This window comes from Parasphingorhabdus sp., assembly GCF_039939955.1.
Classification (GTDB): domain Bacteria; phylum Pseudomonadota; class Alphaproteobacteria; order Sphingomonadales; family Sphingomonadaceae; genus Parasphingorhabdus.
The window spans coordinates 374,160-400,532 of record NZ_JBDVHS010000005.1 but is presented as its reverse complement, the minus strand read 5'-3'; the positions used below and the strand labels follow the sequence as shown (position 1 = coordinate 400,532).

At 52.7% G+C, this 26,373-nt stretch carries 31 protein-coding genes; 9 read left to right on the top strand and 22 right to left on the bottom strand.

Annotated features, from left to right (window positions below; all coding sequences use genetic code 11):
- The 12 genes from rplB to ABJG22_RS07095 form a co-directional block, all read right to left on the bottom strand.
- The gene (rplB, locus tag ABJG22_RS07150) at positions 1–837 is read right to left on the bottom strand and encodes a 50S ribosomal protein L2 (protein WP_348019562.1); all 837 of its coding nucleotides are present in this window, start codon (positions 835–837) and stop codon (positions 1–3) included.
- Positions 838–843: 6 nt separating this feature from the next.
- On the bottom strand, positions 844–1,152 hold the full coding sequence (locus ABJG22_RS07145) for a 50S ribosomal protein L23 (protein WP_067198324.1): 309 nt from the start codon (positions 1,150–1,152) through the stop codon (positions 844–846).
- Entirely contained in the window at positions 1,145–1,771 is a 627-nt protein-coding gene (gene rplD / locus ABJG22_RS07140; RefSeq protein WP_348019561.1) for a 50S ribosomal protein L4, read from the bottom strand. Before rplD ends, ABJG22_RS07145 begins: the two co-directional genes overlap by 8 nt.
- A gap of 3 nt (positions 1,772–1,774) precedes the next feature.
- Positions 1,775–2,626 carry a 50S ribosomal protein L3 gene (gene rplC / locus ABJG22_RS07135; protein WP_348019560.1) on the bottom strand — a complete coding sequence of 284 codons (852 nt, stop codon included), beginning with the start codon at positions 2,624–2,626 and terminating at the stop codon, positions 1,775–1,777.
- Positions 2,627–2,821: 195 nt separating this feature from the next.
- Positions 2,822–3,133, bottom strand: coding sequence for a 30S ribosomal protein S10 (rpsJ, locus tag ABJG22_RS07130; protein WP_348019559.1), 312 nt, complete (start codon positions 3,131–3,133; stop codon positions 2,822–2,824).
- Positions 3,134–3,255: 122 nt separating this feature from the next.
- A complete protein-coding gene (gene tuf / locus ABJG22_RS07125; protein ID WP_348019558.1) occupies positions 3,256–4,446 on the bottom strand; it encodes an elongation factor Tu in 1,191 nt (396 codons plus the stop codon).
- Between the two features lie 153 nt (positions 4,447–4,599).
- Complete coding sequence (gene fusA, locus ABJG22_RS07120; protein WP_348019557.1) at positions 4,600–6,693, bottom strand: elongation factor G; 2,094 nt, start codon at positions 6,691–6,693, stop codon at positions 4,600–4,602.
- A 147-nt stretch (positions 6,694–6,840) separates the two neighbouring features.
- On the bottom strand, positions 6,841–7,311 hold the full coding sequence (rpsG, locus tag ABJG22_RS07115) for a 30S ribosomal protein S7 (RefSeq protein ID WP_100092391.1): 471 nt from the start codon (positions 7,309–7,311) through the stop codon (positions 6,841–6,843).
- 23 nt (positions 7,312–7,334) lie between these two features.
- Positions 7,335–7,706: a 30S ribosomal protein S12 gene (gene rpsL / locus ABJG22_RS07110; protein WP_066744956.1), complete on the bottom strand. Its 372-nt coding sequence runs from the start codon at positions 7,704–7,706 to the stop codon at positions 7,335–7,337.
- A 253-nt stretch (positions 7,707–7,959) separates the two neighbouring features.
- Positions 7,960–8,340, bottom strand: a complete 381-nt coding sequence (locus ABJG22_RS07105; protein ID WP_348019556.1) for an Imm8 family immunity protein — start codon at positions 8,338–8,340, stop codon at positions 7,960–7,962.
- Positions 8,341–8,556: 216 nt separating this feature from the next.
- On the bottom strand, positions 8,557–8,928 hold the full coding sequence (locus tag ABJG22_RS07100) for a DUF1304 domain-containing protein (RefSeq protein ID WP_348019555.1): 372 nt from the start codon (positions 8,926–8,928) through the stop codon (positions 8,557–8,559).
- A 55-nt stretch (positions 8,929–8,983) separates the two neighbouring features.
- A complete protein-coding gene (locus tag ABJG22_RS07095; RefSeq protein WP_348019554.1) occupies positions 8,984–9,649 on the bottom strand; it encodes a hemolysin III family protein in 666 nt (221 codons plus the stop codon).
- A 205-nt stretch (positions 9,650–9,854) separates the two neighbouring features.
- Here ABJG22_RS07095 and ABJG22_RS07090 point away from each other — a divergent pair, with 205 nt between their 5' ends.
- Both ABJG22_RS07090 and ABJG22_RS07085 read left to right on the top strand, forming a co-directional pair.
- Positions 9,855–12,185, top strand: a complete 2,331-nt coding sequence (locus tag ABJG22_RS07090) for a TonB-dependent receptor (protein WP_348019553.1) — start codon at positions 9,855–9,857, stop codon at positions 12,183–12,185.
- A 319-nt stretch (positions 12,186–12,504) separates the two neighbouring features.
- Positions 12,505–13,683, top strand: a complete 1,179-nt coding sequence (locus tag ABJG22_RS07085) for a diguanylate cyclase (RefSeq protein WP_348019552.1) — start codon at positions 12,505–12,507, stop codon at positions 13,681–13,683.
- Positions 13,684–13,723: 40 nt separating this feature from the next.
- Here ABJG22_RS07085 and ABJG22_RS07080 read toward each other — a convergent pair whose 3' ends face one another.
- The 3 genes from ABJG22_RS07080 to ABJG22_RS07070 all read right to left on the bottom strand — a co-directional run bounded on the left by ABJG22_RS07080 (position 13,724) and on the right by ABJG22_RS07070 (position 15,926).
- Positions 13,724–14,254, bottom strand: a complete 531-nt coding sequence (locus ABJG22_RS07080; protein WP_348019551.1) for an isoprenylcysteine carboxylmethyltransferase family protein — start codon at positions 14,252–14,254, stop codon at positions 13,724–13,726.
- Positions 14,247–15,299 (bottom strand): type III polyketide synthase, encoded by a 1,053-nt coding sequence (locus ABJG22_RS07075; protein ID WP_348019550.1) that lies wholly within the window; start codon positions 15,297–15,299, stop codon positions 14,247–14,249. Before ABJG22_RS07075 ends, ABJG22_RS07080 begins: the two co-directional genes overlap by 8 nt.
- Positions 15,300–15,665: 366 nt before the next feature.
- Positions 15,666–15,926, bottom strand: coding sequence for a hypothetical protein (locus tag ABJG22_RS07070; RefSeq protein WP_348019549.1), 261 nt, complete (start codon positions 15,924–15,926; stop codon positions 15,666–15,668).
- Between ABJG22_RS07070 and ABJG22_RS07065 the strand changes: the two genes are divergently transcribed.
- From ABJG22_RS07065 to ABJG22_RS07055, 3 genes are all read left to right on the top strand, one after another.
- Positions 15,913–16,428 (top strand): phasin family protein, encoded by a 516-nt coding sequence (locus ABJG22_RS07065; protein WP_348019548.1) that lies wholly within the window; start codon positions 15,913–15,915, stop codon positions 16,426–16,428. The genes ABJG22_RS07070 and ABJG22_RS07065 overlap by 14 nt on opposite strands.
- A gap of 219 nt (positions 16,429–16,647) precedes the next feature.
- Entirely contained in the window at positions 16,648–16,980 is a 333-nt protein-coding gene (gene clpS, locus ABJG22_RS07060; RefSeq protein ID WP_348019547.1) for an ATP-dependent Clp protease adapter ClpS, read from the top strand.
- 19 nt (positions 16,981–16,999) lie between these two features.
- Positions 17,000–17,659 (top strand): DsbA family oxidoreductase, encoded by a 660-nt coding sequence (locus ABJG22_RS07055; RefSeq protein WP_348019546.1) that lies wholly within the window; start codon positions 17,000–17,002, stop codon positions 17,657–17,659.
- 3 nt (positions 17,660–17,662) lie between these two features.
- On the opposite strand, the gene ABJG22_RS07050 is transcribed toward ABJG22_RS07055, so the two are convergent.
- From ABJG22_RS07050 to ABJG22_RS07025, 6 genes are all read right to left on the bottom strand, one after another.
- On the bottom strand, positions 17,663–18,466 hold the full coding sequence (locus ABJG22_RS07050) for a DUF1295 domain-containing protein (protein ID WP_348019545.1): 804 nt from the start codon (positions 18,464–18,466) through the stop codon (positions 17,663–17,665).
- Positions 18,463–19,098, bottom strand: coding sequence for a lysophospholipid acyltransferase family protein (locus ABJG22_RS07045; RefSeq protein WP_348019544.1), 636 nt, complete (start codon positions 19,096–19,098; stop codon positions 18,463–18,465). Before ABJG22_RS07045 ends, ABJG22_RS07050 begins: the two co-directional genes overlap by 4 nt.
- Before the next feature lie 105 nt (positions 19,099–19,203).
- Entirely contained in the window at positions 19,204–19,728 is a 525-nt protein-coding gene (locus ABJG22_RS07040) for a thermonuclease family protein (protein ID WP_348019543.1), read from the bottom strand.
- A 48-nt stretch (positions 19,729–19,776) separates the two neighbouring features.
- The gene (locus ABJG22_RS07035; RefSeq protein WP_348019542.1) at positions 19,777–20,127 is read right to left on the bottom strand and encodes a hypothetical protein; all 351 of its coding nucleotides are present in this window, start codon (positions 20,125–20,127) and stop codon (positions 19,777–19,779) included.
- A gap of 181 nt (positions 20,128–20,308) precedes the next feature.
- Entirely contained in the window at positions 20,309–21,268 is a 960-nt protein-coding gene (locus ABJG22_RS07030) for a cation diffusion facilitator family transporter (RefSeq protein WP_348019541.1), read from the bottom strand.
- A 125-nt stretch (positions 21,269–21,393) separates the two neighbouring features.
- On the bottom strand, positions 21,394–21,573 hold the full coding sequence (locus ABJG22_RS07025; RefSeq protein ID WP_348019540.1) for a PspC domain-containing protein: 180 nt from the start codon (positions 21,571–21,573) through the stop codon (positions 21,394–21,396).
- Positions 21,574–22,192: 619 nt separating this feature from the next.
- Here ABJG22_RS07025 and recF point away from each other — a divergent pair.
- From recF to ABJG22_RS07010, 3 genes are all read left to right on the top strand, one after another.
- The gene (gene recF, locus ABJG22_RS07020) at positions 22,193–23,263 is read left to right on the top strand and encodes a DNA replication/repair protein RecF (RefSeq protein ID WP_348020316.1); all 1,071 of its coding nucleotides are present in this window, start codon (positions 22,193–22,195) and stop codon (positions 23,261–23,263) included.
- A gap of 63 nt (positions 23,264–23,326) precedes the next feature.
- Positions 23,327–23,500, top strand: a complete 174-nt coding sequence (locus ABJG22_RS07015) for a hypothetical protein (protein WP_348019539.1) — start codon at positions 23,327–23,329, stop codon at positions 23,498–23,500.
- Positions 23,501–23,571: 71 nt separating this feature from the next.
- Positions 23,572–24,192, top strand: coding sequence for a molybdenum cofactor guanylyltransferase (locus ABJG22_RS07010; protein WP_348019538.1), 621 nt, complete (start codon positions 23,572–23,574; stop codon positions 24,190–24,192).
- Positions 24,193–24,216: 24 nt separating this feature from the next.
- Here ABJG22_RS07010 and ABJG22_RS07005 read toward each other — a convergent pair whose 3' ends face one another.
- Positions 24,217–24,483 (bottom strand): hypothetical protein, encoded by a 267-nt coding sequence (locus ABJG22_RS07005; protein WP_348019537.1) that lies wholly within the window; start codon positions 24,481–24,483, stop codon positions 24,217–24,219.
- 201 nt (positions 24,484–24,684) lie between these two features.
- On the opposite strand from ABJG22_RS07005, the gene ABJG22_RS07000 reads away from it, so the two are divergent.
- Positions 24,685–26,115 (top strand): amidohydrolase, encoded by a 1,431-nt coding sequence (locus tag ABJG22_RS07000; protein WP_348019536.1) that lies wholly within the window; start codon positions 24,685–24,687, stop codon positions 26,113–26,115.
- Positions 26,116–26,373: the final 258 nt, after the last annotated feature.

Sequence of the window (26,373 nt, the reverse complement as noted above, 5' to 3'; positions counted from 1 at the left end):
TTACCTCTTCTTCTTAGAATGACGCGACCGGATGATCATCTTGTCGGTCGTTTTATTCTTGCGGGTACGAGCACCCTTGGTTGGCTTGCCCCATGGTGTCACTGGATGACGACCACCGGAAGTCCGACCTTCACCACCACCATGCGGGTGATCCACAGGGTTTTTCGCAACACCGCGCGTAAGAGGACGACGCCCCTTCCAACGGGTACGGCCTGCTTTACCAAAATTCTGGTTCGAGTTGTCGGGGTTTGAAACCGCGCCAACCGTAGCCATGCAATCGCTGCGCAAGTAGCGTTGCTCGCCTGATTTCATGCGAACAATTACCATGCCGCGGTCACGACCAACAATCTGGACATAAGCACCAGCAGAACGAGCAATCTGACCGCCCTTGCCTGGCTTCATTTCAACATTGTGAACGATCGTACCAACCGGCATCTGCGACAAGAGCATCGCGTTGCCTGGTTTCACGTCGGTCTTTTCACCAGCAATCACGCTATCACCAACGTCGAGACGCTGTGGCGCAATGATATAAGCCAGTTCACCGTCTTCATATTTCAGAAGAGCGATAAAGGCCGTCCGGTTAGGATCATATTCGATCCGCTCAACGGTCGCAGCCATATCCCATTTACGCCGTTTGAAATCGACGAGGCGATATTTCTGCTTATGACCGCCGGCAATACCGCGCGAGGTCACATGACCTTTGTTGTTCCGACCACCGGTCTTGCGCTTGCCTTCGACAAGTTTTTTGACAGGCTTGCCCTTCCACAGGCCGCTCTTGTCTACCAAGATCAGGCCGCGTCGGGCGGGGCTTGTTGGTTTATAGGATTTTAATGCCATGTGCCCTTAAACTCCCGTGGTGATGTCAATGGTTTGGCCTTCAGCCAAAGTGACAACAGCCTTCTTAATGTCGTTGCGTGTATAGGGGCGACCCTTCCACTTCTTGGTCTTGCCCTTTTGCACCAGCGTGTTGACGTTTTTGACTTTGACATCAAACAACGCCTCGATGGCAGCTTTAATCTGTGGCTTGGTTGCGGTGTTCGCAACTTTGAATACCACAGCATTATGTTCGCTGAGCAAGGTTGATTTTTCGGTGATGTGCGGGCCGACAATCACGTCATAATGACGAATATCGACTGCTTCTTTTTTAGCCATTGAAGCGCGCCTCCAGCTTTTCTACCGCTGCGCGCGTCAGCACCAGGGTTTCATGGTTCAAAATGTCGTACACATTGGCACCAGCTGCTGGCATCACGTTAACGCGTGGAATGTTGTTCGAAGCCTTCGAAAAAGCATCGTTTACAGCATCACCGTCCATGACCAGCGCCGACTTACCGAAACCGAGCTTGGTGATATTGGCCAAAAGCGCCTGTGTTTTCGCTTCTTTCAGATCAATATTTTCAAGCACGATCAAATTGTCGTTTTTGACTTTATCGCTCAGCGCCATTTTCAGACCCAAAGCACGAACTTTCTTGTTCAGCGAAGGATTGAAGTCACGCTTGCGAGCGCCGTGGGCTTTACCACCACCGATGAAGATAGGAGCACGACGATCACCATGACGAGCGGTACCACCACCCTTCTGGTTGCCGAACTTCTTACCGGTACGAGCAATATCTGAACGCTCACGGGTCGGACGAGCCGTTCCACGTGCTTTTTCGCGCTGCCAGTTGACGATACGGTGAAGAATGTCTGCACGCGCTTCAACGCCGAACACGTCATCGTTCAATTCGATGTCGCCTTTGGCTTTCGCGTCGAGGGTTTTCACTTTCAATTTCATGGCTTAGCCCTCCTTCCCTGCATCATCTGCAGCATCAGATTTCTCTTCCGCTGGCTTTTCTGCGGGAGCCTCGGCTGCCGCCGCTACTTCTGCATCGGTTGGACCCGCTGGCGCCTCGATTTCCGCACCTGCTTCGATCATACCCGCCGGCGCATCTTCCGTTGCCGTTTCATCCGCGTTGCGGCGCAAAGCACCCGGGAATGGAACACCTTCAGGAAGAGCCGTTTTCACAGCATCTTTAATCAGCAACCAGCCACCCTTTGAACCAGGAACGCTGCCGCGCACAAAGATCAGACCGCGAGCGGCGTCTGTACGGACGACTTCCAAATTCTGCTGAGTGCGATTGCGCGCACCCATGTGACCGGCCATCTTCTTACCCTTGAAGACCTTGCCTGGATCCTGGTTTTGACCAGTAGAACCATGAGCACGGTGAGAGATAGAAACACCATGAGTTGCACGCATACCACCGAAACCCCAACGCTTCATGGCACCAGCAAAGCCCTTACCCTGGGTCACGCCCTGGATATCAACCATCTGGCCAGCAATGAAGTGGTCTGCAGTTACGGTAGCACCGATGGGGAGCAAAGCATCTTCGCTATCAACCCGGAATTCGGCAACTCGAGCCTTTGGTTCAACTTCTGCCTTAGCAAAAGCTTCACGTTGTGGCTTATTAACATTTTTCGCTTTACGAGGACCCGCACCCAGCTGAACAGCAAAATAGCCATCCGGAACCTGTTTACGCGCTCCAACAACCTGACATTCTTCCAAAGAAAGAACGGTAACCGGCACATGCCGACCATCTTCCTGGAACAAGCGGGTCATCCCCATTTTTTTCGCGATCACGCCTGTACGCACGATCAATCTCCTTAACAGAGGCCGAACGAACCATTTCGTCCGGCGTGCCAACCCAAATTGTAATGCATCACCCCGTCCGGGCTGTATTGTTCCAGAAATTCTGGAACGAGACGGAGGACGCTGCCCGGCTAAAGCCGGCGGTATCCTGTCATTTATCTAGATGACCACCTAGGTAGGCATCTACGATCAATTGGCTCAGGCCAGTTTGATCTCGACATTTACACCAGCAGCCAGATCAAGCTTCATCAAAGCGTCAACCGTCTGCGGTGTTGGCTGCACGATATCGAGCAACCTTTTATAAGTCCGTACCTCGAATTGCTCACGAGACTTTTTGTCTACGTGCGGCCCGCGGTTTACGGTAAATTTTTCAATGTGCGTTGGCAAAGGTATCGGTCCACGGATCAGCGCGCCAGTCCGGCGAGCAGTCTCAGCGATATCGCCAGTTGCTTGATCTAAAACCCGATGGTCAAATGCCTTCAAGCGAATGCGAATATTCTGCGTTTCCATGTACCTGCTACCAATGTCAAAGAGCCAAAAATAAACCGCCCCGATTTTCTAACGAAAAAGGCCGGAGCGGCGAAATAACTAGCTGCCCGAATCACCGATCCGGGCAGCGAGGCGTTCCTATATTACTTTGTTACGTTGCTGACAACCCCAGAACCAACGGTGCGGCCACCTTCGCGAATAGCGAAGCGAAGACCTGGATCCATTGCGATCGGAGCGATCAGTTTAACGTCAATCGTCACGTTATCACCAGGCATAACCATTTCCGTACCTTCTGGCAGGATGACTTCGCCGGTAACGTCCGTTGTACGGAAGTAGAACTGTGGACGATAGTTAGCGAAGAATGGCGTATGACGGCCACCTTCGTCTTTCGACAACACGTAAACTTCTGCACTGAATTCGGTGTGCGGCGTGATCGAACCAGGCTTACAAAGAACCTGACCACGCTCAACAGCTTCACGATCAATACCACGGATCAATGCGCCGATGTTATCGCCAGCTTCACCGCTGTCGAGCAACTTACGGAACATTTCAACGCCGGTAACGGTTGTCTTGGTGGTGTCTTTGATACCAACAATCTCAACTTCGTCGCCAACATTCACAACGCCGGTTTCAACACGGCCGGTTACAACAGTACCGCGACCAGAGATCGAGAACACGTCCTCGATAGGCATCAGGAAGTCTTGATCGACTGGACGATCAGGCTGTGGAATAGCTTCATCAACAGCTTTCATCAGTTCAAGAATTTTTTCTTTACCGATGTTGTCGTCACGGCCTTCCAATGCAGCAAGTGCAGAACCTGCAACGATTGGAATATCGTCACCAGGGAAATCATAAGAAGAAAGCAGTTCACGGATTTCCATTTCGACGAGCTCAAGAAGTTCTTCGTCATCAACCTGATCAACTTTGTTCATGAAAACAACCATCGAAGGCACGCCAACCTGCTTGGCAAGAAGGATGTGCTCACGAGTCTGTGGCATTGGACCATCAGCAGCGTTAACCACAAGGATAGCACCATCCATCTGAGCAGCGCCGGTGATCATGTTCTTCACATAATCGGCGTGACCTGGGCAATCGACGTGCGCATAGTGGCGGTTTTCGGTTTCATATTCAACGTGTGCCGTTGAAATGGTGATACCACGCTCACGCTCTTCAGGCGCCTTATCGATGTTTGCGAAGTCAACAGCTTCACCGCCGTTTGATTCCGCCAGAACCTTGGTGATAGCCGCAGTCAACGTTGTCTTACCATGATCGACGTGACCGATGGTTCCAATGTTACAGTGCGGCTTATTGCGCTCGAACTTCTCTTTAGCCATTTTCTCTTACCTCTAATTTTCTATCATACTTGATAGTCTGCGCCGCGCTTTGGCGAGACTCTCTAATTCTGTCAACACCCTTTTGCCGGTCTGGCGTTTTTCCCGCCAGCTGCGCACAAAAGGAAAGCGCGTTACCTCTGATTGGAGTGGCGGTTAAGCCATTTTCTCCTTGATGTCTTCCGCGACACTATTCGGCACTTCTTCGTAATGAGAGAATTGCATCGAATATTGTGCACGACCCTGAGTGAAGGAACGCAATTCGTTCACATAACCAAACATGTTGGCCAGCGGCACCATCGCATCCACAGCCTGGGCAATACCACGTGTGTCTGTACCCTGGATCTGACCACGGCGAGAGTTAAGATCGCCAATAACGTCACCAAGATAATCTTCCGGCGTAATCACTTCCACCTTCATGACAGGCTCAAGCAACTTAATGCCGGATTTCTGAGCGGCTTCGCGCATTGCTGCACGCGCTGCAATTTCAAATGCCAGTGCCGAACTATCAACATCATGATAGGCGCCATCATAGACACGAATGTGGAAATCGATGATGGGGAAGCCGATCAACGAGCCAGTATCGGCCGTTTCGCGCATACCTTTTTCAACAGACGGGATATATTCTTTCGGAATATTACCGCCCTTGATTTCATCTTCAAACGTAATGCCTGCACCGCGCTCACCGGGCGTGACTTCAAATTTGATACGCGCGAACTGACCGGAACCACCGGACTGTTTCTTATGCGTATAGTCAATGTCAACAGCCTTGCCGAGAGATTCGCGATACGCAACTTGTGGCGCACCAACATTGGCTTCCACTTTAAATTCACGCTTCATACGATCCACGAGAATGTCGAGGTGAAGCTCGCCCATGCCCTTGATGATCGTCTGACCGGATTCGTGGTCAGTGGTCACCCGGAATGATGGATCTTCAGCAGCCAAGCGGTTCAGAGCAACGCCCATCTTCTCTTGGTCAGCCTTGGTTTTTGGTTCCACACTCAACTCGATAACCGGATCCGGGAATTCCATACGCTCCAGAATGATCGGCTTGTCAGCGTCACAAAGCGTATCGCCCGTGGTCGTGGTTTTCATACCGGCCAAAGCAACAATGTCGCCTGCATATGCTTCATCAATGTCTTTACGATCATTGGAGTGCATTTCCAGAATACGGCCGACTTTTTCTTTCTTGTCCTTAACCGAGTTCAGCAACGTGCCTTTTTCCAGCTTACCGGAATAGATACGGCAGAAGGTCAGCGTGCCCACGAATGGATCGTTCATCACTTTAAACGCGAGAGCGGAAAATGGCTCATCATCGCTCGATGGACGTTCGTCTTCGGTTTCGCCGTCAAGGCCAACGCCTTTAATCGCGTCAACGTCGAGCGGGCTAGGCATGTAATCCACAACCGCGTCGAGCAGAGGCTGAACGCCTTTGTTCTTAAAGGCCGAACCGCAAAGCACAGGAACGAAGCTCTGGTTCAACGTACCTTTACGGATGAGCGCTTTCAAAGTCGCTGCATCAGGCTCGTTGCCTTCAAGATACTGTTCCATGACATCATCATCTTGCTCAACAGCAAGTTCGATGAGCTTTTCGCGATATTCCGCTGCTTCGTCGGCCATATCCTCTGGAATGTCACCATAGGAATATTCAGCACCGAGATCTTCGTTCTTCCAAGTGATCGAACGCTGATTGACGAGGTCAACTAGACCAACGAGGCTCGCTTCGATGCCGATTGGCAAATAAAGCACAGCAGGCGTTGCGCCCAGACGTTCTACAATCGAATCAACGCAGAATTTGAAGTTAGCGCCGGTACGGTCGAGCTTGTTGATGAAGCACATCCGTGGAACTTTATATTTATCAGCCTGACGCCATACGGTTTCAGACTGTGGCTCAACGCCGGCAACGCCGTCAAAACAGGCGACCGCGCCATCAAGCACACGCAATGAACGTTCAACTTCAATGGTGAAGTCAACGTGGCCCGGCGTATCAATGATGTTGATCCGGTGCTCAGGACCCTTGCGGTCTTCTGAATTCCAGAAACAGGTGGTCGCAGCAGAGGTAATGGTAATACCACGCTCTTGCTCTTGCTCCATCCAATCCATCGTCGCCGCGCCATCATGCACTTCGCCGATCTTGTAGGACTTACCCGTATAATAAAGAATACGTTCGGTGGTCGTTGTTTTACCAGCATCAATATGGGCCATAATGCCGATATTGCGATATCGTTCGAGCGGATGGCTGCGTGCCATAGTCTTTACTCCAATATGTCGGGAACCAATTTCTGGCCGCCCTATAGTGAAATGGGCTGAACAATGCCAGCCCTGTGATGGTCTATTCGATCTATTAATTCACCGTAGCGACGATCCGGAAGATCAACGCTACGGTGTATATTCTTACTACCAGCGGTAGTGAGCGAAGGCGCGGTTGGCTTCTGCCATCTTATGCGCATCTTCACGCTTCTTCACCGCGTTGCCGCGATTGTTGGAAGCATCAAGAATTTCACCCGACAGACGCGCTGCCATTGTGGTTTCGCTGCGGCCGCGAGCGGCAGAGATCATCCAGCGGATGGCCAGAGCCTGCGCACGTTCAGGACGCACTTCGACGGGAACCTGATAGGTTGCACCACCAACACGGCGGCTGCGCACTTCAATGCCCGGCTTGATATTGTTGAGCGCATCATGAAACAGTTGAAGCGGGTCTTTTTTGGCCTTGGCTTCAACGCTGTCAAATGCACCATAAACAATCCGTTCTGCGGTGGATTTCTTACCATCCATCATCAGGTTGTTCATGAATTTCGAAAGCACCAGATCCTTAAACTTAGGATCGGGCAGGATAACCCGTTTTTCGGGACGACGACGACGTGACATATCTTATAACTCCGAAACTAAACTTATTTAGGACGCTTGGCGCCATATTTCGAACGGCTCTGCTTCCGGTCCTTGACACCCTGGGTATCCAGAACACCGCGAAGTACGTGATAACGCACACCGGGAAGATCGCGAACACGGCCGCCGCGGATCAGGACAACACTATGTTCCTGAAGGTTATGACCTTCACCGGGAATATAGCTGATGACCTCACGCTGGTTGGTCAGGCGAACCTTGGCAACTTTACGCAGAGCGGAGTTTGGTTTCTTTGGAGTCGTTGTGTAAACCCGGGTGCAAACGCCACGTTTCTGTGGGTTGGCTTCCATTGCTGGAACTTTGGATTTCACCTTCTGAGGCACCCGCCCTTTACGGACGAGCTGGTTAATCGTTGGCATAAAGTCTTCACCTTATAAGTAGTTTATCCTGCAAATTGCAGGGGTTACTCTCACCGCATGTTAGTACGGCAAGTGTTTTGCCTATGTAGCTTTCCTGTTCAGCAAGACGCATCCCGCACGAACAAGAGCGCGGCCATTAGCGGGGATTCGCGATTTCGTCAACAGGTTGACCGCATATCAGACAATAAATTCGTGATAGCTATCAAACTTGGAAAGGAAGGTCCGCTATATCCTGAAAGCGGACATTAGGCACTCAATCAATTTTGGGAATTAAAGGTTTCCCTTGATAGTCATCCATGTCTTCAAACTCCCAATGAAGATATCTGTTCAGCCTTTCCGAAAATATCTGCCACGTTTTTGATCCGTTAAACTGCCGCACCAGATTCTGAAGCGTTTTTTCAATATGATTGATATCGATTTTGGTAACAATCAACTTACCGCGAGGCCACAATCCCGGCTGTCCTTCAAAAAGCTTATTTAGCCCCGCAACGTTGCAGACACTGACATTGAAATTATCAGCACCTTCGGAACCACGTTCACCGATGCCAGCGGTAACTAAGAGGAAATCAGGTTCGTCAACTGATCCTGTGAACTCATCGACCCAGTCTATCCACTTAACTTCAGCTTCAATCACAACAACCTCCAGCAACGCAGTGTTCTAAAGATTTGCGCACAACCGTTTTAGGTTGTCACCTCCAATATCGGAAGAGAGCGAATCTCAACGTCCGTTTTTGCGCCCATAGCGGACATTAGCTTAACTTGGACTAATGTGCATTAAACCCGATTCTTCGATCATCCAACCGCACACCTATTGCCCGCAACACATTCAGCATACCAAAGAAATTACGCCCTAACGCCCCCTGCCCAACCAGACCAGCACCAGCGCAATCACCGCTGGCACGCTTTGCACCACTGCGATATGCGGCGATACGGTATAGGCGCCGAATAGTCCGGCAATCGCAACGAACAGCAAAAAGCATGTCGCGACACGGCGTTGCCATATATCGTCCTTGATAAACAGCGACCAGACCAGGCCAGCAGCAAGGAAGCTGTTATAGAGCCCCTGATTGGCGGCTATCGCCGTGGTTGATTCAAACAAATCTTCAGGAAAGGCCGTGAAAACCGCCGGGCCTCTGGTGGTCCAGGCAAATATCTCGAACCAAGCGATATAGAGATGCAGCACGGCGATAAGCCCGATGCATAGCGACGCCAATATTCTCATTGTACCTCTCCCCGAACCGAACCATTATAAGGTACGGGCGAGCAAGCACAAGCGATCAGCCAGCCACCGCCAAAGCCACCCAGATAGCCACAAAGAAACTCGCCCCGCCCATCATCACAAAACTATGCCAGATGGAATAGCGAAAGGGCTGCGTCTTGCGGGCGTAGAAAATCGTGCCGAACGAATAGAAGACACCGCCCGCCAACATCGCCCAGAGCGATAATGGGGGCAACCGGTCGATCATCTCCGGCACGCCGATCACGCCCATCCATCCCAGTCCGAGATAGGAAGCCAGCGACCAGCGCGAGTCCAGATTTTTGCCGAATATCTTGTACAGGATCGCCGGCGCGGCCAGCGCCCAGGCAATGGCGAGCAGGAAGCGGCTGAATTCCGTATCGGTCAGGACGAATAGCGGAGTGAAGGTCCCGGCGATCGTCAGATAGATGGCCGCATGGTCTATCCGCCGCAGCACTAGCCGCCGGTCATGAAATGGCGACAGATGGTAGAACATCGAAATGACGTGAGAAAAGGCCACACAAGCCACATAGATACCGACTGCCGCGACCACAGCCAGTCCGTGACCAGCCGCAGCCCGCAAGAGCAAAGCCACCCCACCCACCAGAATGAAGATCAATCCAATGGCGTGGACCATGAAGTCGGCGCGGCGTTCCTGTTTATCGGGCGTGGGGTACATCAGATCACAATCTTTGGAGGTGGGCATGGGAGACGGGATCACCGTGACAGCATATTTATCGCCAACAGTCACCCATTAACCGACGTTGCGAAAAATCTGCCCCTCCTGCCCGCGTTCACAATTGAGTCACGCAAGATTATCCAAACTTTCATAGAACAGCCGCCGTCATGCAACCGCCTTGCTGCACTGCAGAATCCATTCCGTGTCGCATAGCAAAAGGCTGATTCCTTCCATGACAAAAACTTCTCCCACAACCCTATCCCGTAGCTCCGTCCTCACACTGGCTGCTGCTCTTTTTTCGGCCGGGACCGCCCCGGCCATGGCGCAAACCGGTACCGACGATATGGCCGAAGACACTGACGGCGATATCATCATCGTTACCGCTCAGAAGATCGAGCAGAAGTCGACCGATGTACCGATCACCATCTCGGCAAACACAGGTGAACGGCTCAAACAACTGGGCGTGTCCGATCTTGACGAGCTGTCCAACTATGTCCCCGGTCTCAATATTCAGGAACAGAGCGCCAACAATCCCGGCGTGGTCATTCGCGGGATTACTTCGGACAGCGGTTCGGCGCAGCAAGCCGCCCGCGTCACGCTTTACTATAACGGCGTCGACATCTCCCGCTCGCGCGGTTCCTATCAGGATCTATACGATATAGACCGGGTAGAGGTGATCAAAGGCCCGCAGGCGACCCTGTTCGGTACGGCATCCGCCGTCGGCGCAATCAGCATCATTTCCGCGCGGCCCAAACCGGACCTCTCCGGTGAAATAACCGCCAGCTATGGCAATTTTGACGCCTATACGCTGAGCGGCCATCTTAACGCCGGCAACGACACGGTCGCGGTACGGGTTGCCGGAGCCTATAAAAAACGCGACGGCTATGTCACCAATCTCGCGCCGAACCAGGATGACCTTTACGCACAGGACCAACTGGGAGCGCGCGCATCCTTTCGCTTCACGCCGAGCAGCGATTTCACCGCCGATCTGGTCCTGACCTATGACCGGCAGCGCAATTCCGGCACGCCCTTCATTTCCGGCACCTTGCCGACCAGTGCCGGACCGGCCGATCCGTTCGGCGTTGCCGATATGCGCGGCTCACCCTTCTCTGCCGCTGTGCTCGGCGATGCAGACCTTGGCCTGACGCGCGACGTCTATGACGCCAACCTGACAATGAGTTGGGATTTTGCCGACGACTGGAACATCACCATGGTCAACGGCTTTCGCAAGTTCAACAGCAACGAGGTGTTCGACGCCGACGGCTCGGCTGCCTATTTCCTGGAGTTTGCCGAGGATGCCAATGGCGAGCAGGGCAGCCACGAAACCCGCTTCACCTACAATGATGGCAGCAGCTTCCGCGGTAGCTTTGGCTGGAATTTGTTCCGCGAAGACAATAGCCAGCGGGTCCCCTTCTCCACCGATGAAGTGACCTATTTCCAGTGTCTCGCCAACGTGTTCGTGCCGGGCGTGCCCTGCGTCGATACCAATGGTGTGCCGGCCGGCGACGCAATCCCGGCACTGACCGGCGGTGCGATCAACACCATCCCTTATCAGGCGGTCTTCGAAAATCTTGGCAAGAATGACAGCTATTCGGTCTTTGCCGATGGCACATGGATCCCCAACCCCAGCCTCGAGCTGACCGCAGGCGTCCGGGTGCTGATCGAGAAACGCCGCTCCGGCTATCGCGCCACCGCACCAGGATCGGTCATCACCGGAGCGCCGCCCTTCCCACTCACCGATACGGCGGGCCAGACCTTCCGCACAGAGGACAGTTTCTCCGCGATGTTACCACGCTTCAACATCCTCTATCGCTTCTCCGACGCAATCAACGGTTTCGCCACGGTCTCCAAAGGCCGCCGTTCCGCAACGGTCAACGCCGGCGCCACCAGCACGCCCACCGGGCCGGTCGGCGACTTCAGCGACATCGCGCCGGAAACCGTGTGGAATTATGAAGTCGGTCTAAAAGGGGCGGCCGGTCCGTTCTCCGGCTCGCTTGGCGTCTATTATCAGGTCTATGACAATTTCCAGGTCACGATCGCTGATCCAGCCAGACCGGGCACCACGACCACGCTGAGCGCCGGTAGCGCCAGCAATTTCGGGGTCGAAGCCGAGGTCAATGTCCGTGCGGCCGACTGGCTGAGCCTGTTCGCCAATATCGGCTATATCGATGGCGGCATTGACGATAATCCGGGCAACGGCAATCTGGCAGGGTCGCGCTTTCGTCTCCAGCCGGAGGTGCAGGCAGCGGCTGGCTTCACGGTCGATTATCCGATCAATGACAGCACGCGCTTCTTTGCTACACCCAGCGTCACCCATCGCAGCCGGGTCTATTTCGAAGCACCGAACAACATCCTGACCAGTCAGGCAGCGGTGACGCTGGTCAACCTGCGCGCCGGGGTGTCTTTTGCAGAGGAACGGTTCGAGATCGCCGGTTTTGTCCGCAATCTGACCAATAAGGATTATCTGCTCGATGCCGGCAATACGGGCGGTGCCTTTGGCATCCCGACCTTCATCCCGGCAGAACCACGCTTCTACGGCATTCAAGCCAGCGCCAAATTCTGATTGATAACCGACCGATCAAAACGAAAGCATGTCCCCGGCAAAGGTCACAGCCTTTGTCGGGGACATTGCGTTAGGGCTAGTGCAATCCACCGCTACAAATAGATCGCCCGGACTTGCAAGGCCGACCATCATAGCTCGCAACCGCAGCGGATAGTTCCAACATATCGACAGGAAGACCGATAGCGCCGAAACCGTATCCAAGAGAGTTTTCCAAGCAATTCCCGTGATGTCGAAAACAATTGTTAACCCTATTTTCACAACCGAAGGCTAGTCAGAAGGTCACATATTTGACCAGAATAATATGGGATGACCAGAAGACATGGCTGCAACGCCGCTCTTGAACAGCAATTGGTGGAAATCATGGCGCGCGACCTGGTGGTCTCCCGCTATTCCCGAAGACATCCGGTCCTCGGTCGAGGACATGCAATTGCAGCGGGCAATGACCCATGTGCCCATGATTTATCTGGTCGCCATATTCAATCTGATATCGGTGATGGTTCTATCGGCCCACGAAGGGGTGGAACCGGTATATTACGCATGGATGGGCATTTTGGCCATTGGTTGTCTCGGGCGGATGATCATGTGGATGCGCTTTCCCAAAACCCCCGATTCACCGGCCCGTTCCCAGAAAATACTCACAAATCTATCCGGCATTTCCATCAGCATCGTCACCTTCCTGAGCATCTGGTCGGTCTATGCCGTTACAACCGATCTGTTCATCAACCAGATGTTCATTCCCGTGTCGCTGGTGTTCGGATCGACCTGCATGGCCCATTGTCTCGCGTGCATCAAAAAGGTGGCGATCGCTATCCTGTTTATCGGCGTCATCCCATCCGCCGTCGCGATGATATTGGTTGGCGGTTTCGACGAAATGATCATGGGGTGGAGCATGATCACAATTGCGCTGCTGATGATCCGGTTCATCATTGATAGCTATAACCAGATCATCTCCGGTTTGATCATGCGCCATACGATATGGAAACAGGCGCATAGCGATACGTTGACCGGGCTCGCCAACCGCCGCGCGATGATGAACCACCTGCAACTGGCCGAACAGGCTTTCGCGCGAGACGGCAGCGGCTTTGCCGTCGCCCTACTTGACCTCAACCGCTTTAAACAGGTGAATGACAATCTGGGCCATGATGTGGGGGATCATCTGCTGATTGAAGTGGCCAACCGATTGAACCAGAATAGCGCAGCGGAAGAAATTGTCGGCCGACTGGGCGGGGATGAATTTTTGATCCTTATGCCGGACGTCGTCCGACATGATGAAGCTTTGGCGCGGGCGACCACCTATCTGGCCAGCTTTGTCAGACCGGCGGAGATCAATGGGCATATGATTACGCCGTCGGCCAGCATTGGCATTGCGGTCCAGATGCTTGATGGCACGAATGTGGAGCAATTGCTCAAAGCCGCCGACAGCGCGCTATATGATATGAAACGCAGCGACAAAAATGTGGATAGGCTTCCAAACCGGTCTTGGCGCGACATCGCCTGATCGAGCGACAACAGAGGCCCAAAACGGGACCTGGCGTGGATTAGCCGCGCTCGCCCAGAACTTTATTTTCAACACCAATCCGGTGGCGCAGCAGAACCGCGTTCAGGATGGAGAAAACCAGCGCCACCCACGGCAGGCCGAGCATCAAGGGCACAATCGCTATCTCTAGCACGACGACTGTGTAATTGGGGTGACTGATGAACCGGTACGGCCCGCGCTTCACCCGGTCGAAATGCGGAGCCGAGATAATCCTGGTGGTCCACCAACGGCCAATACTGGCCAATGTCCAGACCCGCAGCAGCTGCGTCACCACGAACAGCGCCAGCATGGCCGGATGAATATTATGCTGCGGATCGACGAGCAATGCGATGATCCCGATCCAGGCGCTGTGGAGAAAAATGAAATATTGATAATGGTCCGCGCCATGTTCCTGCCCGCCTTCGCTGAGCAACCGCTTGGTATTGCGATTGGCGTAGATCAGCTCGCCCAGCCGTTGAACCACTATATAGAGCAACAGCCAGCCGACCGGTGTCAGGCCGGTGGTAAATATAGCACCGAGATTGTCAGTCATACTGCCCCCGCGGATCTAGGATGCCGAGCGCTGCGGTGAAGCCGGGGCCCAGCGCGGTCAGCAATATCGGCTTATCCGGCTTCTGCGCAAGCAGTTGATCGAGCACGAACAAAACCGTGGGCGAAGACATGTTACCATGCTGGCGGAGAACGTCCCGGGTGGCCGAAATGCCTTCGATCTCTGGCGCAAAATATGCTTCCAATGCTTCCACCACCCGGCCCCCGCCAGGGTGGCAAGCCGGCTCGAAAAGGTCAGATTTTTGCAACCCCTGAGCCGCCAGAAACCCATCGCAGAAAGGCGCGAAATCCTGCGCCACAAAGCTTGGGATATCACGCGCCAACACGAGATCGAAGCCAGTAGCGCCAATCTCCCAGCCCATCATATCGCAGGTTCCCGGCCAGGTTTTCTGGTCAAAGGCACGGAAGTTCGGTGCATCGACCGCCCTGTCCTTGCCACTGAGCACGGCCGCGGCACAGCCATCGGCAAACAGCGCGGTGGCGATCATGTTCTTCTTGTCAAACTGGCTATAGTCATAAGACAGACTGCACAATTCCAGCGCAATCAACAGGATATTCTGCCCGCCGCTCGCTGTCGCCAGATCATTAGCTAGCCGGAGACCAAGGACACTACCGGCACAGCCATAGCCGAACACCGGGATCGTCTGGGTCGACGGATCGAAACCCATGGCCTCTATCATCCGACTGGGGATAGAGGGCGTCATCGTGCCTGTTGTCGAAATCAGGACGATGGCATCAATGTCGGACGGCACCAGCGCCGCCTTGTCGAGCGCATCCCCCGCCACCTTATGCGCCAGCCGGCTACCGACCCGATCATATATAGCCGCCCGATTGGTCCAGCCGCGCGGTTCCAGATAGTAATCTGCTTCGCAAGCGAGATAACGTTGGTCGATCCCGCTATTGCCCAATATCTGTTTCAGCCGGCGGGGCAGCGCCGCCCCTCTCGCCTTCGCCAGTACGTCCAATACTTCCGCCTGCGTAATCCGATGATCGGGCACGGCAGTAGCGATAGATCTCAAAACAGACATAGGGGGCATTCGCACATCATATCTCTCTTGTTACAGCAGAAGCTACAACGAACCATGGAAATCTGGCGGCCCACACTATCACAGGCACTAGTGCAATCGCCAATCGCGCAATAACGCAGGCGCACAATTTTTTACCTTATTGCACAAAAGGCGCAAAACAAATTCCAATTAAAACGCTGTAATATGGTAATTTATACGCAATAATGTCGATTATTGTGCACTGCACCATTTTTCTTGACATCAGCAATCTCATCCCCTATTTGTGCACTGCAACAAAGAAGTGAGATATCCGATGGCTGATATGAAAAACGAAAATTCCGCTGCTCCAACAGTAAAAGAAACCGGCTCGCTTTCTGCGGACGCCGCTTATTCTGCTGCAGCATCTGCAACCGTTATTTCTGACAAACCGGCTCCAACAGCCGCCTCTGCCACAAAGACTGAAATCAAAAAGCCGGTGGCTACAGCTGCTAAACCGGCAACAGCGGCCAAGCCTGCTGTCAAGAAAACCGCAGCATCCAAAACTGCAACGAAGAAAGCTCCTGCAAAACGTAAAGCTGCAGCGAAGCCAGTCGCCAAAACCACATTGAAGAAAACGTCTAAAGGAACAAAGAAAATGGCTACCACCAAAACCACTGCAACCAAACGCGTTGTCAAAAACACCAAAGCCGCCAACACCAAGGCTGCTAACACCGCCAAGAAAACTGCCGAAAACCTCGGTTCACGTTTTGAAAAGCTGACTGCCGAAGCACAGGTTCGTGCCAAGGAAGCCGCAGAGCGTGCTGTTGAATTGTCGAAAACCGCCGTTGAATTTAACCGCGAAAACGTCGAAACTCTGATCGAAAGCGGCAAAATTGCTGCGAAAGGCGCTCAGGAAATCGGCCAGACCAACGTAAAATATACCCGCGAAAATTTCGTTGAAGCCAGCCGCGCACTGCAAGGCTTGTTCAGCGTCGCGACGCCACGAGACATGTTTGAAAAGCAAGCTGACTATGTACGCAGCGGCCTGGACCGGGTTATGGACCAGACTTCGAACAATGCTGATGCCGTTGTGAAACTCGCTGGCAAAGCTTATCAGCCAATTGCTGATCGCGTAAGCGACATCCGCAAGGAGCTGAAGAAAGCCGCATAAGCGACTTTTTCAACCAATCAAAAAGGGCCGTTCCGCTGGAGCGGCCCTTTTCATTTGTGCTTCCATGGCATGCACAAGCATAAAAGCAGATAAAACTATCAATCCGCCACTTGCCCTCGACGATAAAAATGCCATATCCTGAGGCTGATGATGAACATGCAGATTCTTTTCCCCGTTCCCCTAACCATCGGCGATAGTCCTATCGCCGATCGGCCAATCATGAACGATGATGCTGACAAGGGGCCCGGTGATGACGATTCAGACATGGGCGTCGCAACCAAGACACGGGCTAAGACCAAGAAGCCCAGCCCATATAAAGTCTTGCTTCTCAACGATGATTATACACCGATGGAATTTGTAATTCTCGTTTTGAAACGCTTCTTCAACATGGATATTGATGAAGCGACAAGAGTCATGCTTCACGTGCACCAAAAAGGCGTCGGGATCTGCGGGACGTTCAGTTATGAAGTGGCCGAAACCAAAGTCACCCAAGTGATGGATTTTGCCCACAAGAACGAACATCCGCTGCAATGCACGCTTGAGAAAGCCTGAAATCAACCAAGGAAATATTATGTCCGAGACACCAGTGATCACCGTGGACATCGTGTCCGACGTTGTCTGTCCATGGTGTATTATCGGATTTAAGAAGCTTGAAAAAGCAATGGTGCAATTTGAAGGCAAAGCCCGCTTTGAACTGGCCTGGCATGCTTTTGAGCTCAACCCGGCGATGCCGCCTGAAGGGCAAGACATCAACGAACATATGGCGCAAAAATATGGCGCCACACCGGAACAAAGCACGGCCAATCGGCAACGCCTGCGCGATGCTGGCAATGATCTGGATTTTGATTTTAGCTACCATGAGAATATGCGGATGGTGAACACTTTTGATGCCCATCGCTTGCTCCACTGGGCGGGAGAGACTGGCAAGCAAACAGCCTTAAAACTGGCGTTGTTCAAAGCGCATTTCACCGATGGCAAGAATGTCAGCGATCATGATACGCTGGTGGATATAGCATCCTCGGTCGGGCTGGATGAAGCTCGTGCGCGAGATTTGTTAAGCACGGGGCTCTACACCGACGAAGTCAGAGCGACGGAAGCAGAATGGCAGGACCGGTTCATTACGGGCGTTCCAGCGTTCATCTTCAACAAGAAATTCATGGTACCCGGCGCTCAAGAAGCGGACGTATTTGCCAACATCATTGAAAACAAGCTGCTCAAGCAGGCTGCTTGATCATCACTTTCTCTTCGGCGGCATAGGGAAGAAACCCGATGTCCGCTCAATATAGTCGGCATAATTGGGACGGTTTTTCTTCAAGCTTTTTTCCAAAAGAGGTGCGCCACTCCACTTCATAAGAGTGAAGCTGAGGAACAAAGGCCCAACGATGGCAATCCACACCGGCCAGCCGGTCTGAGCAGCCACCAGCCAGATACCCCACCAAGCACAGAAGTCTCCGAAATAATTGGGATGCCGGGTATATTTCCACAATCCGCTGTCCAACACCTTCCCTTCACTGGCCGGATTTGCCCGAAACGCTTTGAGCTGCAAATCACCAATGGTTTCGAAAGCAATGCCAACCAAGGCAATCACGACGCCGGCCATGGCAATAGGGCCGACGGCATCAGCGCCAGCTAGCAATATACCAAGCTGGGCAGGCAGGCAGACAATAAAAAGAAGCGGAATTTGCAATGCCCATGCCTTCAACAACGCAGCCTTGGCGAAACTCATCCCTTGCTTGTCCATCGCATGACCAAGAATTTTTGTGTAGCGGGGGTCTACCCCTTCCCTGCGCCAGCGCAGGAATAGATGGGTTCCCAGCCTTATCCCCCAAAGCGCCGTCAACGCCCAGATTGTATACGCCAAAGGCCCCGGATTTTCAGTCTGCATGAAAGAAGTGCTGGCCATGATCGCCATGCCATAGGCCCAAAAGGCGTCAATGAAAGATACGTCGCGGATACGCAGGGATATCAACCAGAGAATGATCATGATTGCGACCAGCGCCGCAAAATTGAGCCCCAAAGCCATAAACAGATTCGTCAAGTCGCTTCTCCCCCATGATTATCACCGGATATCTCGTTGTTCGTCGAGACAATATCGCGCATCGCTTTCCCAGGAAACTTTGGCGTGACGCTGTGATAGAAACTAGACAGCTTTTCCATATCCGCTTCATAGTCTCCGGACGGCATGAACGATGGCCCTAACCCGCCGGTTTTTTTGGCATAGTCCATCATCCCGATAATCAGCGGAACCTTTGCTTTCAGCGCGATATAGTAGAATCCTGTTCGCCATTGCTTCACACTACCACGCGTGCCTTCCGGTGGGATCGTCAGCAGAAAATCATCACGTCTATTGAATTCTTCGACCATCGCATCGACCATGTTCTGGGACTTGGACCGATCCACCGGGATACCGCCCATTCGCCGCATCATATCGCCCCATGGCCATTTGAATAAAGTATTTTTACCGATCCAATAGGATTGGATCCTGAGCTTGTTCGTCAGCCCGAAAAAATAGATGAAATCCCAATTACTCGTATGGGGAGCAGCGATAATCACCGCTTTTCTGGGCGGTGGATTCTCTTGGACGGCGGTCCATCCGTTGACGGTATAGACAAACACGGAAAAACGACGAACGATCTCAGACAACCAATTCGGTTTAATATCGTCGTGCACACATCCTCCCATTCGCGGGATAGAACACCGCGGTTACCAAAAGACCATAAATCTATTTTGGGGCCGCGCAATGAAAGATGTTAAACGCTATGGTTACGATGGCGCTCAACGAGAATGTTCGGAGCGCCAAATTTTGGGATCTGTGAATGGGCCTTTCCAGATTCCACGCTTGGCATTTTTCGCGTCCGTTTCCTCTTCGGCGAAAACAATGCTGCCATAGCTATCCGCCGATTGCGCCATTCCTTGCCGTACCAGTTCAGCGCCTAGATTCTTCCCAGCGGTATCGGTGCATGTTGCGATTGCCCGTTTATATTGATCTCTCGCAGTGACTTCACAGGCATGGCTTTTGTCTCGAAGAAGCTTTTCCAGTCCGGAGCGCGCCACTTTGCCGCAATCCCAATCATTACCTTTGCCGTCTTTACATATTTGACGATATTCTGGGGCATCAATTCCGTAGATGCGGAACTCGTCCGTCGCTGTTTTGAAACTGTCGCCGTCAATCACTTGGGCTTGCGCACCATTGACGTTCAAAATCTCGGGACCATCCGGCCATCGATACCATGCCCAAGCGACCAATATGGTGAAAAATGCAACTTTAGAAAGCCTAGATCGGATAGAATGTTTCTGCATATAGTCCGCGACTTCCTAACGGACTGCCCCTCAATTGCCAAACAATCCTCAGCCTGCAATTCGCAGCGTGGGATATTTAGCGATGATATGATGATAGACCGCAGGATGCAGTGACTGGCGAAACTCACCACCAAAATAGCCGCCTTGCTCCCAACAGATTCTGCTCTCTAATGGCTCAAAAGACGGCAGTTTCAAAAAGACTATCTTCTTGCCGGTCAACCCCGTCATGCAGCGCATCCTGAAGCCGGTAATAGACAGGTCCAGAATCATCGCATTGACAGCGCCAAGACCAGGCTCTCGAACGACAGCGGCTATTTCCACTTGCGTTCGCAAGAGTTCACGGGGATCGCCACGTTTGAACGCCCTGTCCATTGCCCGATGATCCGGCGTTTCATTCATAGCATCCAGATTTCCTGTTTCTAACGCGCTCGTCCGACGGAAAAGCCGGCTTGGATTGCATTAATGTGCAGATGATCGTCTGCGCAGGCTTTGGAATTAACAAAAGATGTTTATTCAATGGTTAACAAGTTTGCGGATTTCTTGCACCAAACAAAGAAACCTTCTGCGGCGCTAGCCCCTCTTAATCGGACCCGCCACAATCGACCTGACACAGGTCTGCTTCTTCATCTTCAAGTTCAATCTGGATGGTAATATGATGGATGGAGAAAAGCTCTTTCATTTGCTTTTGAACCTCCGCCAGGAAGCCCTTGCCTGGATGTCCGCCCGGCAGAACCAAATGGGCCGTCATCGCCGTCTCACTGGTGCTCATTGGCCAAATATGAAGGTCATGAACAGTTTCAACACCGGGCAATGATGACAGATGCTCAGATACTTGCTCGATATCTATATCACGGGGCACACCGGCCAACGACATGCGTACTGCTTCATATAGCAATCCCCAGGTGCTCCAAAATATCAGCGCGACAATCAGCAGACTGATTAACGGATCGATCCAACTTAGATCGGTAAAATAAATGACTATTCCGCCGATCACGACACCCGCTGATACACCGGCATCCGCCATCATATGCAGAAAGGCACCGCGTATATTAATGTCATCTTTTTGCCCGCGAATGAACAGCATCGCGGTCCCAAAGTTTATCAGAATTCCAATGGATGCCACGATAATGACCGTAGTTGAAGCGACGGTGCTTGGTGCGTTGAAACGGCCAATGGCCTCCCAAGCGATGGCGCCACAAGCGACAAGCAGGAATAGGCCATTTAGGAGCGCCGCGAGGATCGACGACCCGCCCAGTCCGAACGTAAATTGTTTGCTAGGCGGTCGTTTTGCGAGTTCTGCACCAGCCCAGGCGACAGCAAGGCCGAGAACATCGGAGAGATTGTGACCAGCATCAGCCAATAGTGCCACCGACCCCGCCAGCAGCCCGAAGATCACTTCTACAATGATGTAAATGCTATTGAGAGCGATCCCCAGCGCAAAGGCACGGCTGAAATTTTTCGGCACATGACCATGCGGTCCATGGCGATCATGGTGGCTGTGGGGAAAGTGCCCATGGCTATGATGATGACCTGCCGACATCTGCGCTCCGACTATAGCAATGCGAATTTTCGAATCTTCGATTACACCTATTAGCCAGAGCGGTCTATATTTTTAGACAATATTTTCCGTACGTTATATCATCTATTGGTGAATTGATGTCGGGATCAATCGACAATCAATCCAATTGCCAGATAAATGATTACAGCAGAACCGAAACCAAATATCGTTGCGAGAACGAAAAGAATTCGCAGCAAGTTTACGTCCATTCCGGTCCAGTTTGCCAGACCCGAACATACGCCCATCAGCTTGCCATTGGCTTTGTCGAGTTTCAATTTGCTTTTCATAGGACTGTTGCTTTCTTTGTTTGAGGAAATGGGCTCCGGCCAGTTGCTGGACCGAGATTCTGTGCTTTTCTCTTTGTCGACCATCAGATCACCAACGAAGATGCTTGGTTGACGGCAGGCATGACGCTAGCGCCAACGAATAGAGCCGCCGATACGATTGCGCTGAAAGCGGCGAGAACTGAATTTTGAAGACTATATGACATAGGATGTCCTTTCTATAAGTTTAATATGAACGTTAAGCGATGATCGAAGAAGCGTTATTGACGGCTGGACCAACGCTGGCGCCAACAAAGATAGCGGCTGAGAACAAGGCGGCTACGGCTGCTGCGAAGCTGTTTGATACATTGGAGAACATTTTAATATCCTTTCGGTTTGAAACTGTGTTTCGCGTTTATGCGAAGATGTCTCATACATTGCACAGCCCGTGCCAGTTTCTATAAATCCATATTTTTCAATATTTTAACTGGATTGACCTCCAAGTCATGATGATACAAAAACCTAATATTGGTGTATTTTACTAAATTTTAGTTTTCCGTGAATGGCGGATGAACGAAATCGACATCCATCCGAATTTGCTTCTCTTTATCAACGGCGAAAGCTAGTGAAAAACCCTGCCATGATCCTATCCCAGCTTACTCTGCACAACTTTCGCAACTATCCGGAATTGCGTGTAGAAGCAGCGCCTGGCTTCATGGCTTTCAGTGGTGAAAATGGTGCCGGCAAAACCAATATTCTGGAGGCTGTGTCACTGCTTGCGCCGGGACGCGGTTTGAGACGCGCCGCGCTGCGGGACATGGCGCATCAGAATGGCAAAGGCGATTTTGCCGTTGCCGCTCAGCTGGGTGATATACAGATTGGCACTGGTACAAATGCAGAGGCGCCGGAACGTCGCAAGACACGGATAAACGAAGCTGCTGCCCCCACAAACGACTTGGCCGAGTGGCTGTCCATCCTATGGCTAACCCCCACGATGGACCGCCTGTTCACCGAAGGAGCCGCAGGACGACGAAATTTCTTGGACCGGCTCGTCATGGCGCTCGAACCTGCACATGCACGCAACTGCTCCCGCTACGAAGCAGCGCGGCGCGAACGCAATCGATTGCTCGCTGACACATATCTTTCTGACGCAGAGTGGTTAGAAGGATTGGACCTACAACTATCGCAATTTGGTTCATCCGTAGCGGAAGCACGGCATCGCATGGTATTGGCGCTGAACCAGAAGTTGGATCAATCAGACAACACCATGTTCGCGACACCGTCGTTGCGACTGGCGGATGATCAGTTGCGCACCGAGGATCAACTCAACCAAATGCTTCATCAGAATAAAGCCGCAGACCTTGCCGCTGGCCGCACTTTGCGGGGGCCACATCGGGCGGACTTAGACGTATTCCATTCTGCCAAACGACAACCGGCGGACAAATGTTCAACGGGCGAGCAGAAGGCCTTATTGTTTTCCATCATTCTGGCCCATGCCGATTTGATTGCCGAACATCGTAAAAGCCGTCCTATTTTGTTGCTTGACGAAGTTGCCGCCCATCTCGATCCGCAACGCCGGGCAGCGCTATTTGACAAGCTGGCCGACAGAGGCGGACAACTATGGCTTACCGGAACAGAACCCGAGCTATTCAAGGATATTCCAAATAGCGCGCTGCATTTTGAAGTCTCCAATGGTTCCGTCAGGCTGAGGTAACGGAAATATTGGATCCGTAATGGTTTAAGGATGATTCATGACCTTCCTTAGCAGGAGCTTTCCATGGGCCAGCCTATATCCTCAATTATGAAGGCCATCTCACTAAAAGACTCCATCACTACGCTCTGCAATGCAATCATTCCGATCTTGCTGGTGCTGCAGGCGATCATGATGCCGACGCTCGCTGACGGCGCTGCCTTATCCTTGCCCGACCAGCCCGCCGCACACCTCGACTAGAGATTAGCTGGACAGAACGGCCCGGTGCGAGCAGATTGAAACGCAATGTTTCAAACCGGGCGACTTCTTCCATGACCATGCTTCCCTGCCTCGTAATTCTAGCGGGTGGCCAGTCCACCCGCATGGGCACCGACAAAGCCATCGTCGCGCTTAAAGGACAAAGGTTGGTGGATATTCTGATCGACCGGTTTGCTTCAAAGGCCTCGCCTATATTGCTTTCCGCCAGGCAGGATTACGGTACGGGGCTGGACATCATCCGTGACAACCCCGTTTATCCGGACGGACCGGTTGGCGGCATTTTCTCGATAGCCGCCGGATTGCAGGACAGGAATCCATCGGTAGCTAGTTTTGTGACCGTCCCGGTCGATGCGCCTTATGCACCTATTGATCTTGTCGAGCGACTGTCCGCTGACGGCGGCTGTGCTGTCGCACAGGATGAGCAGCGCATGCATCCGACCTTTGCATATTGGCGCTGCGATACCATCAACCGCCTTCGCACCAACCATGTCCCCGGAGAGCGGGCGCCTTCACTGCAGTGGTTAGCCAAAAAATCAAACGCAAAAACAGTCGCTTGGAAAGACTCCAGCCTGTTCGCAAACATCAACCGTCCACAAGATCTAGCCGCCGCAGAGGACCACAAAAACCGGCACTTGAGGGAAGCGCCGGTTTATCTGTTTGCAAAACCGCCATGAATAGCGATCAACGAAATCGTTCAGTTATTTCAAACGGCGGATTTCTTTTCTGGTCAGGCTGGTCATCAACTTACCATCGGTGTTCGAAAGCGTCGATGCTTCTATGCGCCGCACTTTGCCTTTGTAGATAACAACCAGATCACCGTTTTCGCTTACGCGATTTACTTTAGCGACACTGGCGCCAGTTGCATCGTAGAGCCGGTCGTTGCGCTCTGCTTCGGCGGCGGTTGCCATCGGAGCGGTCAGGGTTAGGGCGGTTACGGCCAGAATCAGGGAAGAAAATACACGCATGGTTTAACTCCATTTTGCTTGAGGGTTGATAGTGAAACTATGCAGACTCCGTATAAGTTGCAATTTGAAATGCTGCACCTGCGAGTTGCATTTTTGCAACCAGCCGCCAAAACGACGCAAAATGTCGAAGCAGAACTATGTTGCTCGGATCACCCATCCTGTGCCATCCTTGCTCAAACATGTTAGATAGATGAGGTTTCCATGATCCGTTACGCCCTGATTGCTGCCCTTGCGGCGTTTCCCGCTTCCGTCCAAGCCCAGCAGAGCGACGTGATGTCCGACATATCCGCCTTGATTGATGCGCGGTCCGAAGAATCGGCGAAGACAGCACGGCAACTCTGGGAATGGGCAGAACTCGGCTATCAGGAACAGAAATCCAGCGATCTTCTGAAACAGATGTTAAAATCCAACGGCTTCAAAATCACCTCCGGAGTCGCCGATATTCCGACCGCCTTCACCGCCGAATTCGGTACAGAAGGCCCAGTGATCGCGATCTTGGCGGAATATGACGCGTTGCCTGGCATCAACCAAGACGCCATCGCCACCCGCAGCCCCATCGCCGGCAAAAGTGCGGCTCATGCCTGCGGCCATAATCTGTTCGCCGCCGGATCGGTCGAAGCGGCCATCGCGGTAAGCAAATGGCTGGAACAGACCGGCACGCCGGGACGCGTGCGCCTCTATGGCACACCAGCAGAAGAAGGTGGCAGCGGCAAAGTCTATATGGTCCGCGCAGGATTGTTTAACGATGTCGATATCGCGCTGCACTGGCACGCCGGTGACAAGAACTCGGCGGCTGCCCGCACCACCCTCGCCAATCGTTCGGCCAAATTCCGCTTTCGCGGTGTATCCGCCCATGCCGCCGGCGCACCCGACAAGGCACGATCCGCATTGGATGGCGTCGAAGCCTTCAATATGATGATCAACATGATGCGCGAACATATACCGCAGCAAAGCCGGATCCACTATGTGATTACCGAAGGCGGCACCGCTCCCAATGTTGTGCCCGACTTTGCAGAAGTCTTTTACTACGTTCGCCACCCGCAACCAAGCGAAGTGGACGCGATTTGGACGCGACTGGAAGATGCAGCGCGCGGTGCGGCTCTGGGCACCGGCACCACGGTCGACTGGGAAGTGATCCACGGCAATAATCCGCTGCTGGTCAACGAACCGCTGGCGAAGATGATGGATGCAAAATTGCGACAGGTGGGCGGCGTTACCTATACGCCCGAAGAACAAGAGTTCGCCGAGAGAATCTATGCAAGCTTTGACAAGCCGCGCCTGAAACTGGGAAGCCAGGAAGAAATCCAGCCTTATAATGTATCGCTCGGCTATGGCTCGACCGATGTTGGAGATGTTTCCTATGCGACCCCAACCGTAGGGTTGAACACGGCGACATGGGTACCTGGCACCTCGGCGCATAGTTGGCAATCGTCTGCGGCCAGCGGCATGTCGATCGGCTTCAAAGGCACCCAGGTCGCGGCAAAAACGCTGACCCTGGCGGCGATCGAGCTCTACACCAACCCCGATCTGCGCGCCGAAGCCAAGGCCGAATTCGACAAGGCGCGGGGGCCGGACTATCAATATAAGTCGCTGCTTGGCGACCGCGATCCGCCGCTGGATTACCGGAAATAGAGGGAATGGAAAGGACATCCCGGTGGATAGGCGAGCAACACAAACCTTTTCTGCCGTGCTCCCTTGTCCAGCGGCATCATCCAGCCAGCCACCTTGATACGCTTACCAGCAAGTATTTTGGTCCAACAAAAACAGAAAAAACGTCCTGTGCTGTACATACAAACGGCATAGATCAGACATGGGCTGTAACTGGTTCACGCCGAAAGCAGAGACTGCAGCATCAAATTCCAATCCCCCAAATACGGAGCCGCCCCCACA